The 16,098-nt window shown below is 52.8% G+C and carries 15 protein-coding genes; 13 read left to right on the top strand and 2 right to left on the bottom strand.

Going from position 1 to position 16,098, the window contains the following annotated elements:
• Positions 1-13 precede the first annotated feature (13 nt).
• From CUN67_RS27710 to CUN67_RS27750, 9 genes are all read left to right on the top strand, one after another.
• Positions 14-1,216 carry a pyridoxal phosphate-dependent aminotransferase gene (locus tag CUN67_RS27710; protein WP_208718660.1) on the top strand — a complete coding sequence of 401 codons (1,203 nt, stop codon included), beginning with the start codon at positions 14-16 and terminating at the stop codon, positions 1,214-1,216.
• 65 nt (positions 1,217-1,281) lie between these two features.
• Positions 1,282-2,475 (top strand): MFS transporter, encoded by a 1,194-nt coding sequence (locus CUN67_RS27715; protein WP_302882501.1) that lies wholly within the window; start codon positions 1,282-1,284, stop codon positions 2,473-2,475.
• 35 nt (positions 2,476-2,510) lie between these two features.
• Positions 2,511-3,452, top strand: a complete 942-nt coding sequence (locus tag CUN67_RS27720) for a 2-hydroxyacid dehydrogenase (protein WP_254711442.1) — start codon at positions 2,511-2,513, stop codon at positions 3,450-3,452.
• 55 nt (positions 3,453-3,507) lie between these two features.
• Positions 3,508-4,224: an IclR family transcriptional regulator gene (locus CUN67_RS27725; protein ID WP_208718662.1), complete on the top strand. Its 717-nt coding sequence runs from the start codon at positions 3,508-3,510 to the stop codon at positions 4,222-4,224.
• Positions 4,225-4,228: 4 nt separating this feature from the next.
• Positions 4,229-4,894: a GntR family transcriptional regulator gene (locus CUN67_RS27730; RefSeq protein ID WP_254711443.1), complete on the top strand. Its 666-nt coding sequence runs from the start codon at positions 4,229-4,231 to the stop codon at positions 4,892-4,894.
• Positions 4,895-5,129: 235 nt separating this feature from the next.
• Positions 5,130-6,038, top strand: coding sequence for a transporter substrate-binding domain-containing protein (locus CUN67_RS27735; protein WP_208718664.1), 909 nt, complete (start codon positions 5,130-5,132; stop codon positions 6,036-6,038).
• A gap of 27 nt (positions 6,039-6,065) precedes the next feature.
• Positions 6,066-6,797, top strand: coding sequence for an amino acid ABC transporter permease (locus CUN67_RS27740; RefSeq protein ID WP_208718665.1), 732 nt, complete (start codon positions 6,066-6,068; stop codon positions 6,795-6,797).
• A gap of 3 nt (positions 6,798-6,800) precedes the next feature.
• Positions 6,801-7,493, top strand: a complete 693-nt coding sequence (locus CUN67_RS27745) for an amino acid ABC transporter permease (protein WP_208718666.1) — start codon at positions 6,801-6,803, stop codon at positions 7,491-7,493.
• A gap of 29 nt (positions 7,494-7,522) precedes the next feature.
• Positions 7,523-8,746 carry a glycine hydroxymethyltransferase gene (locus tag CUN67_RS27750; protein WP_208718667.1) on the top strand — a complete coding sequence of 408 codons (1,224 nt, stop codon included), beginning with the start codon at positions 7,523-7,525 and terminating at the stop codon, positions 8,744-8,746.
• 58 nt (positions 8,747-8,804) lie between these two features.
• On the opposite strand, the gene CUN67_RS27755 is transcribed toward CUN67_RS27750, so the two are convergent.
• The gene (locus tag CUN67_RS27755; protein ID WP_084872098.1) at positions 8,805-9,020 is read right to left on the bottom strand and encodes a YdgH/BhsA/McbA-like domain containing protein; all 216 of its coding nucleotides are present in this window, start codon (positions 9,018-9,020) and stop codon (positions 8,805-8,807) included.
• A gap of 200 nt (positions 9,021-9,220) precedes the next feature.
• On the opposite strand from CUN67_RS27755, the gene CUN67_RS27760 reads away from it, so the two are divergent.
• The 4 genes from CUN67_RS27760 (at position 9,221) to CUN67_RS27775 (ending at position 15,434) form a co-directional block, all read left to right on the top strand.
• Positions 9,221-10,144, top strand: a complete 924-nt coding sequence (locus CUN67_RS27760; RefSeq protein ID WP_208718668.1) for an alpha/beta hydrolase family esterase — start codon at positions 9,221-9,223, stop codon at positions 10,142-10,144.
• 348 nt (positions 10,145-10,492) lie between these two features.
• Complete coding sequence (locus tag CUN67_RS27765) at positions 10,493-11,968, top strand: hypothetical protein (protein ID WP_208718669.1); 1,476 nt, start codon at positions 10,493-10,495, stop codon at positions 11,966-11,968.
• Between the two features lie 353 nt (positions 11,969-12,321).
• Positions 12,322-14,400: a TonB-dependent siderophore receptor gene (locus CUN67_RS27770; RefSeq protein WP_208718670.1), complete on the top strand. Its 2,079-nt coding sequence runs from the start codon at positions 12,322-12,324 to the stop codon at positions 14,398-14,400.
• A gap of 41 nt (positions 14,401-14,441) precedes the next feature.
• Complete coding sequence (locus tag CUN67_RS27775; RefSeq protein ID WP_208718671.1) at positions 14,442-15,434, top strand: ABC transporter substrate-binding protein; 993 nt, start codon at positions 14,442-14,444, stop codon at positions 15,432-15,434.
• 58 nt (positions 15,435-15,492) lie between these two features.
• Here the strand turns inward: CUN67_RS27775 and vapB are convergent, their stop codons facing one another.
• Positions 15,493-15,723 carry a type II toxin-antitoxin system VapB family antitoxin gene (gene vapB, locus CUN67_RS27780; RefSeq protein WP_208718672.1) on the bottom strand — a complete coding sequence of 77 codons (231 nt, stop codon included), beginning with the start codon at positions 15,721-15,723 and terminating at the stop codon, positions 15,493-15,495.
• Between the last annotated feature and the right edge of the window lie 375 nt (positions 15,724-16,098).

A 16,098-nucleotide genomic window follows, 5' to 3' on the forward strand; every position in this document is an offset into this window, starting at 1 on the left:
AGGACAAATAACCATGACCATTTTATCCAATACCCTCTCCCGGATTAAACCTTCCGCCAGCAATGCGGCCAGCCAGCTGGCACGAGATATGAAAGCGCAGGGGAAGGATGTTATCGCCCTGAGTTCAGGGGAGCCGGATTTCGATACCCCGGAGCACATCAAGCAGGCGGCATTGCAGGCGATGAACCAGGGCGAAACAAAATATCCACCCATCGCCGGTATTCCCGCCCTGCGTGAAGCGATCGTGGCCAAATTCAGACGCGACAACCAGCTGGCATATAGCGCTAAACAAATCATCGTCTCCAATGGTGCTAAGCAAATCATCTCCAACGCGCTGATGGCGACCATGAACGCAGGTGATGAGGTGATTATTCCCGCCCCTTACTGGGTTTCTTACCCGGAAATGGTCGCGCTGGCGGGCGGAACACCGGTCACTGTCGCGGTCAGTGAGGCGCAGGGATTCAAGCTGTCAGCGGAAGCGCTGGAACAGGCGATCACGCCGAAAACCAAGTGGCTGTTGTTCAACTCTCCTTCCAACCCAACGGGTGCGGTGTATTCCTTTGAGGAACTGCGGGCGCTGTCCGAGGTTCTGCTGCGCCATCCGCACGTCTGGGTGATGTGTGACGATATCTATGAACAACTGATTTATGACGATAACCAGTTTTACACCTTCCCGCAGGTTGAACCCGCGCTGATGGAACGCTCGCTGGTGATCAACGGCGTATCGAAAGCCTATGCCATGACCGGGTGGCGTGTCGGTTACGGTGCCGGTCCGGCCACGCTGATCAAAGCGATGGAAACTATCCAGGGGCAAATCACCTCCGGTGTTTCCTCTATTTCCCAATGGGCTGCCGTTGCGGCGCTGAATGGGCCACAGGATTTCCTGGCGGAGTGGCGTGCCAGTTTCGTTAAGCGGCGCAATTACGTGGTGGAGGCACTGAATGCTGCCCCGGGCCTGACGTGTCAGGTGCCAGCGGGGGCGTTTTATGTCTACCCCTCCTGTGCCGGTGTGCTGAATAAAACCACGCCAGAAGGACGCGTTATTCGTAGCGATAAAGACTTCACCGAAGCGCTGCTGGCTAGCGAAGGCGTGGCGTTGGTGCACGGCGACGCGTTCGGTCTGGCACCAAACTTCCGTCTTTCCTACGCCGCGTCAATGACGCAGTTACAGGAAGCCTGCACGCGTATCCAGCATTTCTGCCGCAGCCTGCATTAAGCCACTGCCCGGGCTTCCACCCGGGCCACATTGCAACCAGAACACCTATTTTTGGCCGATTCACGATGCTGACCAGCACTTTTCCTGTTTTTAAAGAACCGATGACCCGCAGGTATTTAATGGGGCAGGCTGCATCAATCCTCGGTTTATGGACGCAAAACGTTACCCTGAATTTGCTGCTGTGGCAGATGAGCCATTCACCCTGGCTGCTCGGGGTGCTGAACTTCTTGTTGTATTGTCCGTCGCTGGTGGTCCCGTTGCTGTTTGGCAGCCGCCTGACGCCCGCACGGGTGAAAACCATCATGATGAGGATTCTGTGCCTCTCGATGACCATCACCACCTTGCTGCTCGCCAGTGTGATCTTTGGTTTTATCACCCCGGCCTTTGTGCTGGGGGTGGCGGCAGTCGCCGGGTGCATCTCCTCGATGGAGCTGCCGACCCGGCAATTACTGCTGACCAGCAGTCTGCACGATAAATCCCTGATGTATAACGCCGTCGCCATGAACACCATGGTATTCAACATCGGGCGGATGTTTGGCCCCGCTCTTGCAGCCTGGAGCTTTAACCATGTTGGAGCCGTTGGGGGATTCGTCATTTCCCTGTGCGGCCTGACCACCATGTTCTGCGCGGTGCGCACTATTCAGGTGGTGGAAACGGACCACAGCCAGCGCCGTGCCGGGGGGATGCGCAACGCGCTCCGCTTCGTCTCACAGGACAGCTTTGCGCTGCGCTTTTTACCGATGCTGGCCTTCGTCGGGATATTCGCCGGTTCTTATCAGTCGCTGATCCCGGTGCTGGCGGCGCAGAGCTTCCACGACACCGCCCGCTACACCGGCTGGTTTTTCAGTAGTGCGGGCGTCGGTTCGCTGTGTTCAGCCGTGTTTATTTCAAGCCGGGTGTCACATCAGCAGCTGTTGCAATGGCTGCAAGTCGCGCCCTGGAGTGGCGTACTGGCGCTGGCGGGGATCGCCTTGTCCCATCAGCCGCTGCTGACCTGCCTGTGCTTTCTGCTGCTCGGATTATCCCTGACGTTTTTCTCCACCATGATCAATTCCACCCTGCAACACCGCAGCCCGTCAGAGCTGCGCGGCGGGGTGGTCGGCCTGTATAGCATGTCATTTCAGGGCACCATGCCGATCGGAAATCTATTAGTCGGGATGCTGGCTTCAGTGGGCAACATCACCCTGACTTTTCTGGTGATGGCGGCAGCACTGGCCGCTTTGCTCGCCGGGCAGTGGGGGATTTTGAAATGCCGATAACACCCTTCCATCACAACGTAATGAAAGAAAAGAAGATGAAAAAGACAATATTGATGGCGCGCACGCTGCCGGACGAGTTGGTTAAACAGCTACGTGAACATTATCACCTCGTTGGCCCCTTAACCCGTCTGGATGGCAGTGATTTGCCGCAGGGCGCTGAGGCAGCCGAGGTTCTGCTGACCATGAGCAGCATTAAAACCGATAAGGCGCTGATCGATGCATTGCCTAAGTTGCAGCTGGTGAGCTGCTACGGTTCAGGGGTGGAGTTTGTCGATTGCGAGTATCTGAAACAGCGTGGCATCGCCCTTACCAATGCCGCCGGAACCAATGCCAGCAGCGTGGCGGAATTCACCATGGGGCTGATTTTAGCGGGTTCCCGACATATTTTAGCGGGCGATCGTTTTCTGCGTACCGGTCTGTGGAAAGGCAACAGCGTCGAACGTTATCACCTCGTGCCGGGCTTACAGGATTGCCGACTTGGCATCTACGGACTGGGGGAGATTGGCGGCCGCATCGCCCGTCTGGGTGAGGCATTCAATATGTCCATCGGCTATCACAGCCGCAGCCGTAAGTCCGTTCCTTATCATTATCTGGCGAGCCTGGAACTACTGGCTGAATGGGCTGATATTCTGGTGGTCGCCACACGCGGCAGCGAAGAGAACTATCACGCCGTCAATGACAATATTCTTCAGCGGTTGGGGCCGCACGGCTATTTGATCAACATTGCGCGCGGGATGCTGGTGGATGAAACCGCGCTATGCAATGCGCTGGACGAAGGCCTGCTGGCCGGTGCTGCGCTGGATGTTTACGAGTCTGAACCCACGGTGTCTGCCCGCTTACGCGCCATGCAAAACGTGATTCTGACGCCGCATATCGCTGCCAATACGCATTATGCACAGGCCGCTCAACAGAAACGTATGCTGGATAATGTTGAATTATATTTCTCAGGCAGCCAGCTGATTGGCAGGGTATGTTAATGCTAGTACATTACTTTTTATTGAATAATGGCTTTTGTTTACCTGACAGGAAATTATGGCAAGGCAGAAAACTACCGATATCGATCGTTCCGTCAAAGCGGTTAAGCGTACCCTGGCGATCTTAGATGCCTTTGTTGATCACCCTGGTGGCATGACGCTCGGTGAACTGGAAGAAGCGACGGGTTTGTTCAAAAGCGTCATTATGCGTTACATGTTATCGCTGGAGGCTGAGCGTTATGTGTCCAAGCGGGTTGATGGTTGCTATGAACTGGGATCGCGCGCCTATCAATTAGGCTGTACCTATGAACGTACATTCAACCTGCGCGAACATGTTATGCCGGTGCTGAATAAACTGACCGAAGTGACGGTGGAAAGCAGCTCCTTCTTCGTGCGTGAAGGGGATTTTCGCCTCTGTCTGTATCGCAAAGATTCGCCGCAGCATATCCGCTCCAGCGTTCCCGTCGGCACCTTGTTGCCGATGGACGATACCTCTGCGGCGACGGCGTTACGCCATTTTGAGCAGGGCATACCGGAGGGCTGGACCTATTCACAAGGTGTGTTCACCTCGACCGGTGCCGGGAGCAACCTGCCAACCAGCCTGACGGCCTCAATGTCGGTTCCCATCTTCAGGCACGATAACCAGCTGGCGGGCGCATTGGGTATTTCCGGTCCGATTATCCGCTTCAATCCCGAAGATGCCGACAGCCAGCAGCTGTTAATTGAGGAAGCCAGAAAACTGTCCTATGCACTTGGGGCAACCATCTATGAATAAGGGAATGCCTATTTCACGCACCACTCTGCACAGTGAAATAGCCGATGCCATCCGGGAGATGATCGTCAGTGGTGAGCTGGAGCCGGGCGACAGAATACCGGAGAAAGATCTCTGTGAACGGTTTGGCATTTCCCGTACCCCGTTGCGGGAAGCGCTTAAGGTGCTGGCAACCGAGGGTATGCTGGTTCTGCTGCCGCAACGTGGCGCACGCGTGGCGATGCTGACCGATGAAGAACTGTATGAGCTGTTTCCCATCATCGCCAGCCTGGAAGGTCTGGCCTGTGAACTGGCCTGCGAGAAAATCACCGATGAGGAGCTGGCGTCTATTGAACAGCTGCATGCCGAGATGCTGCAAACGTATCAGCAGCAGGACAAACTGGAATACGCCCGGCTGAATCGGGAAATCCATCTCGCCTTATTTGCTGCCGCCCGTAATCAATCCTTGCTGACGCTTTACCGCAACCTGGAACAGCGCATCCGCAACATTCGCCATACCGTGCGCCAGTTGCCTGATGACTGGCGGCTGGCGATGCAGGAACATGAGGAGATCATGATCTGCCTGCGCGCGCGCGAATCTGTCCGGCTGGCGCAAACCATGCGTCAGCACGTCATGAACACCGCCAACGCGGTACGTAACGCGATGAACGCCAGCCGATCCGCGGCCGATTAAAGATTTAGCGGCGAGGCTCCCTCGCCGTTATCCCCTTAGTTTGACTTCCTATGCCCAGGCGCATGATGACGACTTTCTGCAATATGAATTCATTATACATTATTAATTTTCGTTGACGGGATCCTCGCCCACGCTTCATTCTGACCTCCAGCGCTTCCGCCTGCTGTCCCTGTCGGTAGCTGGCAACAGCCGAATTTTCCTTTGATTGCAGTATTTGGCTCACCTCGGAGAGATCATGAAACAATATCTGCCACTGTTAACCGTCATCACCCTGGGATTGTCTGCTTTGCCGGTCGCCGGCGTTGAACTCAACGGAACATTGAAGAAAATTGCCGACAGCGGACAGATTTCCGTCGGGCATCGTGATGGCGCGGTGCCTTTTTCCTATTACGACGACAAGCAGAAGCCTATCGGCTACGCAATGGATATCTGTGGTGCGGTGGTGGACGCGGTGAAAACCAGGCTGAACAAGCCCGACCTCAAGGTTGATACCATGGCGGTGACTGGTGCCACGCGCATCCCGTTGCTGGCGAATGGCACCATCGACATGGAGTGTGGTACCACCACCAACAACGCTGAACGACAAAAGCAGGTGACCTTCTCCACGACATATTTCGTCGCCGCCGTCCGCATCATGTCGAAGAAATCCGCACCGGTGGCGGATATGGCTGAGCTGAAAGGCAAAACGGTGGTCACGCTGTCTGGCACCACCAGCGTGAAGATCATCAACGAAGCGAATAATGCCCAGCATCTGGGGATGCGCATTCTGATGGCTAAAGACCTGGGGGAGGGGATGCTGACGCTGGAAACCGGTCGCGCCGCCGCCTTTATCTTTGACGATGTCTCTCTGGCGGGTGCCCGCGCCACCGCCAAATCGCCTGATGACTATCAGATCTCCGATCAGCCCTTATCGGTAGAGCCGTATGGCATCATGCTGCGCCGCGACGATCCGCAGTTCAAAGCGCTGGTGAATTCCGCCATTGAGGGGCTGTATAAAAGCGGAGCGATTAACGCCATCTATGCCAAATGGTTTACCCAGCCGATCGCGCCGATGAACGTCAACATGAACTTCCCGATGTCGGTACAGTTGACGAAAGCCATCGCTAATCCGACCGACGATCCGAATCCCGAACTGTATCGCTAAGCCGCGAGACATGGGCAGGATAAACGTATGAACTACCACTGGAACTGGGCTGCCTTTTTCGATGTGTCGCTGGACGGCGCCCATACTTACTGGGAAACGCTGATCATGGGGCTGGGGTGGACAGCGGCCACGGCGATCGGGGCTTTCGCCATTGCTTTGCTGCTCGGTTCGCTGGCTGGCGTGCTACGCAACGTACCGTCACCCTGGCTGAACTGTTGCGGCAGTGCCTTCGTTGAAGTGTTCCGTAACATTCCGCTGCTGATGCAGATGTTCCTGTGGTACTTCGTGTTGCCGGAAGCCTTGCCAAAGGAGGCCGGGGATTGGTTGAAACAACTGCCTGACGCCCAGTTTTATACTGCGGTGCTGTGCCTCGGTTGTTATCACGGCGCGCGCATGGCGGAAGTGTTGCGTGCCGGGCTGGAAAGCCTGTCCAAAGGCCAGCGTATGGCCGGGCAGGCGCTGGGACTGACGCTGCCCCAGACTTATCTCTATGTTCTGCTGCCGGTGGCGTATCGCATTGTGACGCCCGCCATCACCTCAGAGTTCCTCAGCTGTACCAAAAATACCTCGGTGGCACTGGCTATTGGCCTGATAGAACTGACGGGCAGCGCCAGGGCGATGCAGGAAAATACTTTTCAGGTCTTCGAGGCTTTTAGCGTCGCCACCTTGCTGTATCTGCTGCTCAATATGACGATCGTCTTCACGATGCGCGGCATAGAAAAACGGGCCGCGCTGCCAGGCTACGGGAAAAAAGGATAGGTTATGCTGTCGGGATTTGACGTTCAAAGCATCATCAGCGCGCTGCCTTACCTGCTTTTGACCGGCATGCGCTTCACCCTCAGCCTGACAGTCTGTGCCACGGTGATCGGCATTGTATTTGGCACCGCTCTGGCGATTATGCGCCTGTGCCGCTACCCGCTGCTGGTGATGATTGCCACGGGTTACGTCAACCTGATGCGTTCGCTGCCACTGGTGTTGGTGATTTTCTGGTTCTACTTCCTGGTGCCTTATCTGTTGCAGTGGCTGACAGGATCCGCGTTTCCGGTGCGGGTGGATCCGTTCTGGTCATCGGTGATTACCTTCACCTTATTCGAGGCCTGCTATTTCTGCGAGATCGTTCGCTCAGGGATCCAGTCGCTGCCGCGCGGGCAGAGCAATGCTGCGCTGGCGCTGGGCCTCACTCCGGCGCAGTCCCTGTTTCACGTGATACTGCCGCAGGCGATGCGCAACATGCTGCCGCTGTTCCTCACACAAACCATCATCCTGTTTCAGGACACCTCGCTGGTTTACGTGCTGTCGATCACCGACTTCCTCGGTGCCGCCGCCAAAGTGGCGCAGCGCGATGGCCGCCTGCTGGAGATGTATCTGTTTGCGGCGGCGGTGTATTTCCTGATCTCTTATGGTGCTTCGCGCGGCGTGCGCTATTTGCAAAAGCGCGTCTCCATTGTGCGCTAGCACGACATTTCACTCTGACGGATGCTCCGATGACTGTACCCCATACCGATGATTTCACCCTCTCCCCGAACGATCCAGATGCGCTGTTACGTGTGGCTGCGGGGCGGACTGAGACGCTGCAAAACGACCGTATCGTGCTCTACGCCGGAGCCAACCTGCCCAGCCCGGCCGCGATGGCCGCCTATGCGCCAGGGCTAAGTGCGTATCCGGCGATGGGTCCGGCTTTTGATAAAGAGCAACCGGATACCGGGTTGGTTTCGGCGCTGGAAGTCGCGCTAACGCAGGAAATCAATAGACTGCTTGGTTCAACCTGGGCAGAGACGCGCCTGCCCAATTGCACCACCGCCAATCTGGCAGTGTTCCACGCCTGCACTCAGCCTGGCGATTTATTGCTGGCACCGGCGGCGGCCCACGGTGGACATCTGAGTCAGCGCCGCGACGGGACACCGGCGCTGGCTGGCCTGCGTGTGGCGGATCTGCCGTTTGACGCAAATCATTGTTGCCTCGACGCGACAGCGGCGGCCGAACAGGTACGCCGCCTGCGACCAACGATGGTGATGCTGGGCCGTTCTGTGATGATCAAACCCGATGACGTGGCACCGGTGGTCGCAGCGGCACGCGAGGTGGGCGCGGTTACGGTGTTTGATGCATCCCACGTGCTGGGCCTGATTATCGGGGGTGTCTTTCCCAACCCGCTGGCACTGGGCGTTGATATACTGACCAGTTCTACCTACAAAACGCTGCCGGGACGCCCGCACAGCATCATTGCCGGGCGTGATATTGGGCAGGGGAAACACGTAGCGCAGCTTATCGGGCAGCGATTTATCGCCAACGCCGACGCCGGATGTCTGCCGTCACTGCTGGTTACCCTGCGCGAGGCGCGTGAAGACGGTGCGCGTTATGCGCAGCAAATTTGCCGCAATACGCTGGCGATGGCCGGGGCGCTGACAGGGCTGGGCATCACGGTAATGGCGGCGGCAGCGGAGCAAACCGCGACTCACCAGTTGCTGGTGCCGATGAGCGACGATTTACCGGCGAGTTGCGTCATCGACAGCCTGGCCCGTCAGGGGGTGCTGGTCGGTACCTGCAACGATCCTCAGGCAGCCGGGAAGTTTGCTTTGCGGGTGGGCACCCAGTTTATGACCCGACAGGGATGTGATGAACAGGCGTTTGTTGGATTCGCGGTACGGCTGGCCGGGCTATTAACGCGCGGGCCGGATGGACGAATGTTTTGCTCTCCACAGATTTCATAAGCGAAAAAGGCCGCCCTTTGGGGCGACCTCTTCCGGCACTTCCTTTTGCGACCATCCGTTATTTGTACAGTTCGGCGGTCATGTGCACACGGTTATTGGTGTTGGCTTCGGTAATTTTATACTGATCGCCATGCTGTGCAGCCTGAGCGGCAACCTGAGCTTCAGCACCGTCCAGAGTATCGGCGGTAACGGAGATGCTCTGTGCGAAGCTGGCAGCTGACATCAGAGAAAGAGCGGCTGCGGCGGCGATGGTCATTGCTTTGATAGTTTTCATGGTCTTATTCCTTAGTTTGTATGGTGGAAGACAGTGTGTCTTCGATGGGAATAATGATAACCATGGTAACCATTATCATATTAACAATAAATGCGGGTATTGTGATCATGCTAACTATTGCGGTGATAGGGAAAATCAATGAACATCATCCCCGGCAGGTTTCTGATATCTAAACCGACCCATAGTGGGTGGATAAGCAAATGAATGTGATGGGAAATATTTTCAGGCTTGTTGTTCTTAGTTTTTTTCTGTCCGGCCCTGTGCTGGCGGCCGATCCGGCGCAGGTCTTGCTGGTTGGAGGGCAGGCCAGAACCTTTGCCCTCCATGTGCCTGATGGCTCCCCTCCGGGTGGCGGATTTCCGGTGATTCTGGCCTTTCATGGCGGAGGAATGAAAGGAGCCGGGATGGCGAGAATGACTGGACTCAATGCGGTGGCCGACAAAGACCGTTTTATCGTCATTTATCCTGATGGCGTGGATAAACACTGGAATGATGGTCGCACCACTATCAAAAATCCGCAGGATGATGTCAGTTTCGTCGCGGCTTTGCTCGACCAGGTTCAGCGTAGCTATGCCGTCAATCGCAGGCGTATCTTTGCCACTGGCATATCCAATGGAGCATTGTTTACCGAGCGTCTTGGTTGTGATCTTTCATCGCGTATCGCCGCCATTGCGTCTGTGGCGGGTTCACTTCCTGCTGATCTGGTCCCGGCTTGTCGGCCTGAAAAGCCAGTTGCGGTGATGCAGATAAACGGCATGGCTGACCCCATCATGCCTTACGAGGGTGGATGGGTGGAAGATTTTGGCGGCAGGGGGGAAGGGGGACAGGTCACATCTGTGGCTGAAACGGCTGCGTTTTGGGGCAGACACAACGGATGTACTGGTCAGTCCAAACCCGTACTCCTGCCGGTTGTTGTGATGTCCGATCCCACAAGGATCGTGCGTACTGATTACAGCAACTGTCCACCTGTTGGTAAGGTTACCGTCCTTGCGGTGAGGGGAGGAGGTCACGTCTGGCCCGGTAACAGCCAGTCTTTCCATCCGCGTATTACCGGGCAACCGAGCCTGCAGATTAACGCCAGCGAAGTGATTGCACATTTTTTCTTATCTTTACCAGAGAGATAAACAGGCGGATAGATGGTATTAGTTACAACAAACTGAACCTGCCGAGTTAATCTTCCGCCCGGTGAATTCATTGCGAAGCTTACCAGCAAGCTGAGGACGCAATGTATTGAGTGATTCTTAGAGGCTGTTGTAACTAAGTGGCTTGCCTTCCCTGTACAAACAGGAAAGGCAAGATATTCCAGGGACAACGATGAGCCTATCGTTTAAAGCGGGGTTATTGCTGGTCGTATTGGGGAGTCTGCTGGCTATTTATGCCGGAACCAGGATCCAGGGGCATAGACTTCCTTAATAAGGTGTGGAAATCTAAACCCTGACGCGATAAAGGCCGGATTGCGAATGGGGTTCTGTATGGAACTTAATGACGGGTCACTTCATATCGAAGATAACATCACAGACGCGGTCTGGAATGATGTGAAATCATTGTTATTGGGCCTTGATGACATAGCATTAATTTTCACCAATGCCACTGTTTCCACTGAAATCATCGACATACCTGACTCCGTAAGTTCAATACAGTTTGAGGACTGTGACTTCAACGCACCAACTGAGCTATCTGGATTAAAAAATGGCAGAAGCGTTATTTTTAAAAATTGCAAACAAGATTTACTCATAGGTAACGTTACAATAAAGGAGATTGTTTGTAATTACTTTGAAATATCACAGGAAGGGATGAGTGATTCACCCGGCTTACTAATACCTGATATTAATGAATGTATTTTTAGTTCATGCGTATGCGTTGGAAAAATGCCAGCCGCATTTAAACATGTATCTTTTATAGATAAAATTAGATTCGCCAAAAATACTAAAACACCGAAGATTGTCGCAGAAATCACGGCCAGTGATGAGGAAGAAGAACACGAACATTTATTTTTTTATGATTGTATTTTCCAGGATTACACCGAAATAAACATCAACATCCACGCAAAAATTTCAATCCATCTCGAAAGCTGCCTTGTAAACAGTACTGGTGAAGAGTTTTATCCATCAATAACATTTCCTGCCAGTTCTGAAATTATAACGATAAAAATAGTAAAATCTAATCTTCGTAAATTAGGTTTATCCTTGTTTATGTCTTCCATCGAAAACCTGTCCATAAATGATAGTACTTTAGGAGCCTTGCAATTATCCACGATAGAAAACGATGAGAAAAACGCCATCTACGGCATAGCAATTACGAACTCCATTGTTGATGAGTTAAGTTTACGGTACCGGGATGTCGTACATGCGTTGGTATTAACTGATACCATTTTCAACACCGCACCTCAGATGTTTGGCGCGAAAATTTCCGAAGGAAGCCTGTTTCCCAAAAGGAAGTATTTCATGCGTAGAAAGGGGGAGCATGATGCCTCATGTTATCGAACACTCAGATACATCATGGAATCACAAAGAAACCGCGATCTGGAGGGCATGTTTTTTTCACTGGAACAAGAGAGCTTACTTAATACGAAAAATAAGCTACATCGATTATTCAGTATCAGTAATATGTATTATTTATTGTCAGATTACGGCACCAATTATCGCAGGCCATTACTCATCTTTCTGTTATCAATTCCATTGTTCACCATAATTTACTCGTTAATCAGATCTCATACTATCGCAGTTGAGTTACCGATAGACTGGAAAAACATCACCAACTCCTTAATATTCACGTTGAAGCAAACATTTCAACCTTTCGATAATCTTAAAAACACGCAAGAGATACAGAAGGGTGACTTAATAAAAACGATATTGTTATCATTCGTGGCAATAACGAACACCTTATTTTCTTTCCTGCTGCTTACTTTATCAGGATTAGCAATAAGGTGGCGTTTTAAAAGAGGGTAAGGGCAAATTGTACTGACTTTGAGCAACAAGTTACGCCGCGAAAATATATCTTAGTATTATTATGTTTTATGTGATTAATTTCGCTCTTTAATTGATCAAAAATGTTTAAGCGGGAATGCAAAAAGTAAACAATTGTGATGTCTGTTACATGGGTATATACTGCGCAGCCGTAATATAACTACATATATAGCGGTGCGCGTATTATGAATAAAACTTTTATCACAGCAATTCTTGTCGGTTTACCAGGGATAGTCAGCGCGGCAAATACAGCAGACACACTCCCTGGTGAAGTGGCAAAAACAAACTCACCCAGCGTGACTAATAAAACGTCTCAGAAGAATAAAGAAGGGCAAATGGTCGTAACCGCTGCCGCCACAGCGGACAGTGCCGCCGATAGCCAGGCCGGTGCCGGTTTTACCACCCCGGATATTAATGTCGGGCCTCTCGGCAATTTATCCTGGGTGGATACGCCTTACTCGACCACCACCGTCACTCATCAGATGATTGATAATCAGCAGGCGAAAAGCGTCAGTGAATTGTTGAAATACTCGCCCAGTACGCAAATGCAGGCGCGTGGCGGGATGGATGTGGGCCGTCCACAAAGCCGTGGCATGCAGGGTAGCGTGGTGGCGAATAGCCGCCTTGATGGTCTGAATATCGTTTCAACCACTGCCTTTCCGGTTGAAATGCTGGAACGCCTGGATGTACTGAATAGCCTGACTGGCGCACTTTACGGGCCTGCAAGCCCGGCGGGCCAGTTTAATTTTGTCGCTAAGCGTCCCACCGAACAGCCTTTACATCGCGTCACACTCGGCTATCAAAGCCGCAATGCTTATAGTGGCCATGTCGACCTCGGTGGACATTTTGGCGATGATGATAAGTTTGGCTACCGTCTGAATCTGTTGAATGAAGATGGCGAAGGGAATGTTAAAGACAGTACCTTGCGCCGCAAACTGATCGCGCTGGCACTGGACTGGAATATTCGCCCAGGCACCCAGTTGCAGCTTGATGCCAGCCATTATGAGTTTTTGCAAAAAGGCTATGTCGGCGGTTTTAGCTATGGTGAAGGTATTCAGCTGCCAAAAGCCCCGAGCTCGAAAAATAAAAACTATACCTTACCCACCGCCGGTAATGACCTGACCACCGATACCATCAGCACTCATCTGATTCATTACTTTAACGATAACTGGTCGGTTAATGCTGGCGTTGGTTACCAGCAGGCGGATCGTGCAATGCGCACAGTTTCCAATACGCTGACCGATAATGCCGGCACGATGAGTCGTTCGCTGAGCGATTCTGCTGCTGCCGGGCGTTTCAGAGTATTGAGCAACACCCTGACATTAAATGGTCATGTCGATACTGGCAGCATTGGCCATGATCTGGCCTTTGCAACGACAGGTTATGTCTGGTCAATTTATACTGCCAAAGGCAGCAGCCAGCGTTATAACCTGGGTACCACTAATTATTACGATCCCAGCGCGATGCAGGAACCGGGCGACGGGAAAATTATCACTGATGGTGCGCGTTATAAATCCAGCGTCACCACCCAGCAAAATATCACCGTGGGTGACACCGTCACGTTCAATCCACAGTGGTCGGCAATGATGTATCTCAGCCAGTGTTGGCTTGAGACCAGTAACTACAATAATTCCGGGCAAAAAACCGGGGTGATCAGTCAGGACGGTTTAAGTCCGAACCTGGCATTGATGTATAAAATTACCCCATCGTTGATGGCCTATATCAGCTATGCCGATTCCCTTGAGCAAGGGGGAACCGCCCCTACGGGTGAAGGGGTGAAAAACGAAGGCCAGACGCTGGATCCGTATCGCAGCGAGCAATATGAAATTGGTCTGAAAGCCGAAGTACAGGGGCTTAATCTGGGTGCTGCGCTATTCCGCCTTAAACGCCCGTTCGCTTATGTTGACCCCACCGATATGGTGTACAAGCAGCAGGGTAATCAGCTCAATAAAGGGCTGGAACTCACTGCCAGCGGCAATGTGTGGCAGGGCCTGAATATCTACAGCGGCGTGACTTTCCTTGATCCCATGCTTAAAGACACCGTATCGGAAGATACCAGTAATAAGCGCGTCGTGGGTGTTCCGAAAGTGCAGGCCAATGTCCTTGTTGAGTACAGCCTTCCTTCTATGCCAGAGCTGGTTTACAGCGCCAATGTGCATTACACCGGCAAACGGGCTGGTAACGACCTGAATACCACCTGGGCTGACAGTTACACCACTCTGGATCTGGGCTCCCGTTACACCATGAAGCTGGGAGACGTGCCGACCACGCTGCGACTCACCGTGAACAACGTGACCAACGAACACTATTGGGCCTCGATTTTCCCGGGTGACACCGATGGCAGCGGGAGTTCAGCCAGTGCCTTTGTGGGTACCGGGCGTGAAGTGCGTGCTTCAGTCACTTTCGATTTCTAATCTCAGGAGCGGTGCCTGCGTCACGAAGGCACCGAATCACCATGCTTTCATTGATTCGCCGCTTGTTCATTGTCTTATTGTTTTTGCCTGCCACTGTTTTTGCCACCACCACGCCACACAGTGACATCCGGGTTGCTTCGCCCTGGCCGGCGCAAAACACCATTATTGCTATGCTGGGCTACGGCCAAAATATCGTTGGCACTTCCGCCATTGCCCAACGCATCCCGCTGTTCCGCCAGATCTATCCCGGCATTGATCAGGTGCCAGTGATCAGTGTCACCAGCGGTCATGAAGTCAATCCGGAACAGGTTATTGCTCTTAAGGCGCAATTGCTGATCATTCCCTCCAATATGCATCTGACACAACCAGAGGTTTTGGCACAAGCCGGAGTGAAAACGCTGGAATTGAAGGCCAACTCGATGGCTGCATTGCGCGAGCGCGTGACACTGACAGCGCAGGCTTTAGGGCCGGATGCTCAGGCAAAAGATAATCTTTACCAGCACTATTTCGACCGTAATGTGGCATTGATTCAGCAACGGTTGAAAGGTTTACCCGCCAGCGAACAGGTCAAAATCTATCACAGTATGGGCACACCTCTGACGACCAGTGGCCGTCCGTCATTAAATCAGGACTGGATGGATTTAGCCGGAGCGCACAATGTCGCGGAAAGCTGGTTTGGCCCCAAAAGAAATGCCAATGGTGAAGTCCCGCTGGAGAAAGTCGTCGCGGCCAACCCAGATGTGATTGTTGCCATGAATCGCCGGGATGCTGAAGAATTCCTGCATTCTTCTGCCTGGCAGGGAGTATCCGCGGTGCGGCTTCACCGTGTTTATGTCAATCCACAAGGCATGTTCTGGTGGTGCCGTGAAACCAGTGAGGAAGCAATACAAATCCTGTGGCTGGCGAAAACGCTGTATCCGGCACGTTTCAGCGATATTGATATGGTGAAAGAAACGCATGATTTTTATCAGCAATTCTTTGGGATTTCCCTCACTTCACAACAGATTGATGGCATTCTGAACCCAGGAGCTTAGACACGACGGAGATAAGAGTGGGGCAATCAGAACAGACATGGAAGCATGTACGTCTTGTTCACAGATCGAATCTTCCTTCATCGTTAACAATATCTGTTCGATCTGCCATAAAATCTGCGCCAGCTTTTTCGAGTTGGGGGAATGAACTCCAGGTCGGGCGGACCGGACGCAGAATGATGCTGTCACCTTCACGGACAATCTCCAGCTCGCTTACGCCTTCGAAATCAAGGTCACGTGGCAAGCGTATTGCTCGATTATTTCCGTTTTTAAAAATTGATACGGTTCTCATGACGTTCCCCAGGTTGGTTGACTTCAATACAGAGAGTCTTTCACATATGCTTATGTATATCCAGATGCCTTGTATATGTGCAACATGAGTGATCTCAGGAAAAACGACATGCTCTTAACACGGCAGGCGACGCTACGTGAAATCTGAGGAAAGAGCAGGGCCATGATGGCAGAATTTTGCCATAGCGGCGTCAGATTGGCACATGCCGTAGCGGCGCGATTTATCGCGCAATCCAGTGCGCGGTGTCAAAAAACCGCGCGATAAATCGCGCCGCTACGAGTGGGGGCATTCCGGGTGTGCATCAGGACGACTAATTTAACATAACTATCATTACGCGCATCAACAACGCAACCCGGAGCAGACAACGCGGTTACC

The organism is Pantoea cypripedii, from assembly GCF_011395035.1.
Classification (GTDB): domain Bacteria; phylum Pseudomonadota; class Gammaproteobacteria; order Enterobacterales; family Enterobacteriaceae; genus Pantoea; species Pantoea cypripedii_A.

Coding starts and splice junctions, on each gene's coding strand:
- CUN67_RS27755 (WP_084872098.1), bottom strand. CDS start 9,020: ATGAAAACTATCAAAGCAATGACCATCGCCGCCGCAGCCGCTCTTTCT.
- CUN67_RS27765 (WP_208718669.1), top strand. CDS start 10,493: ATGGAACTTAATGACGGGTCACTTCATATCGAAGATAACATCACAGAC.
- CUN67_RS27740 (WP_208718665.1), top strand. CDS start 6,066: ATGAACTACCACTGGAACTGGGCTGCCTTTTTCGATGTGTCGCTGGAC.
- CUN67_RS27745 (WP_208718666.1), top strand. CDS start 6,801: ATGCTGTCGGGATTTGACGTTCAAAGCATCATCAGCGCGCTGCCTTAC.
- CUN67_RS27760 (WP_208718668.1), top strand. CDS start 9,221: ATGAATGTGATGGGAAATATTTTCAGGCTTGTTGTTCTTAGTTTTTTT.
- CUN67_RS27710 (WP_208718660.1), top strand. CDS start 14: ATGACCATTTTATCCAATACCCTCTCCCGGATTAAACCTTCCGCCAGC.
- CUN67_RS27720 (WP_254711442.1), top strand. CDS start 2,511: ATGAAAAAGACAATATTGATGGCGCGCACGCTGCCGGACGAGTTGGTT.
- CUN67_RS27735 (WP_208718664.1), top strand. CDS start 5,130: ATGAAACAATATCTGCCACTGTTAACCGTCATCACCCTGGGATTGTCT.
- CUN67_RS27775 (WP_208718671.1), top strand. CDS start 14,442: ATGCTTTCATTGATTCGCCGCTTGTTCATTGTCTTATTGTTTTTGCCT.
- CUN67_RS27715 (WP_302882501.1), top strand. CDS start 1,282: ATGCTGACCAGCACTTTTCCTGTTTTTAAAGAACCGATGACCCGCAGG.
- vapB (WP_208718672.1), bottom strand. CDS start 15,723: ATGAGAACCGTATCAATTTTTAAAAACGGAAATAATCGAGCAATACGC.
- CUN67_RS27750 (WP_208718667.1), top strand. CDS start 7,523: ATGACTGTACCCCATACCGATGATTTCACCCTCTCCCCGAACGATCCA.
- CUN67_RS27725 (WP_208718662.1), top strand. CDS start 3,508: ATGGCAAGGCAGAAAACTACCGATATCGATCGTTCCGTCAAAGCGGTT.
- CUN67_RS27730 (WP_254711443.1), top strand. CDS start 4,229: ATGCCTATTTCACGCACCACTCTGCACAGTGAAATAGCCGATGCCATC.
- CUN67_RS27770 (WP_208718670.1), top strand. CDS start 12,322: ATGGTCGTAACCGCTGCCGCCACAGCGGACAGTGCCGCCGATAGCCAG.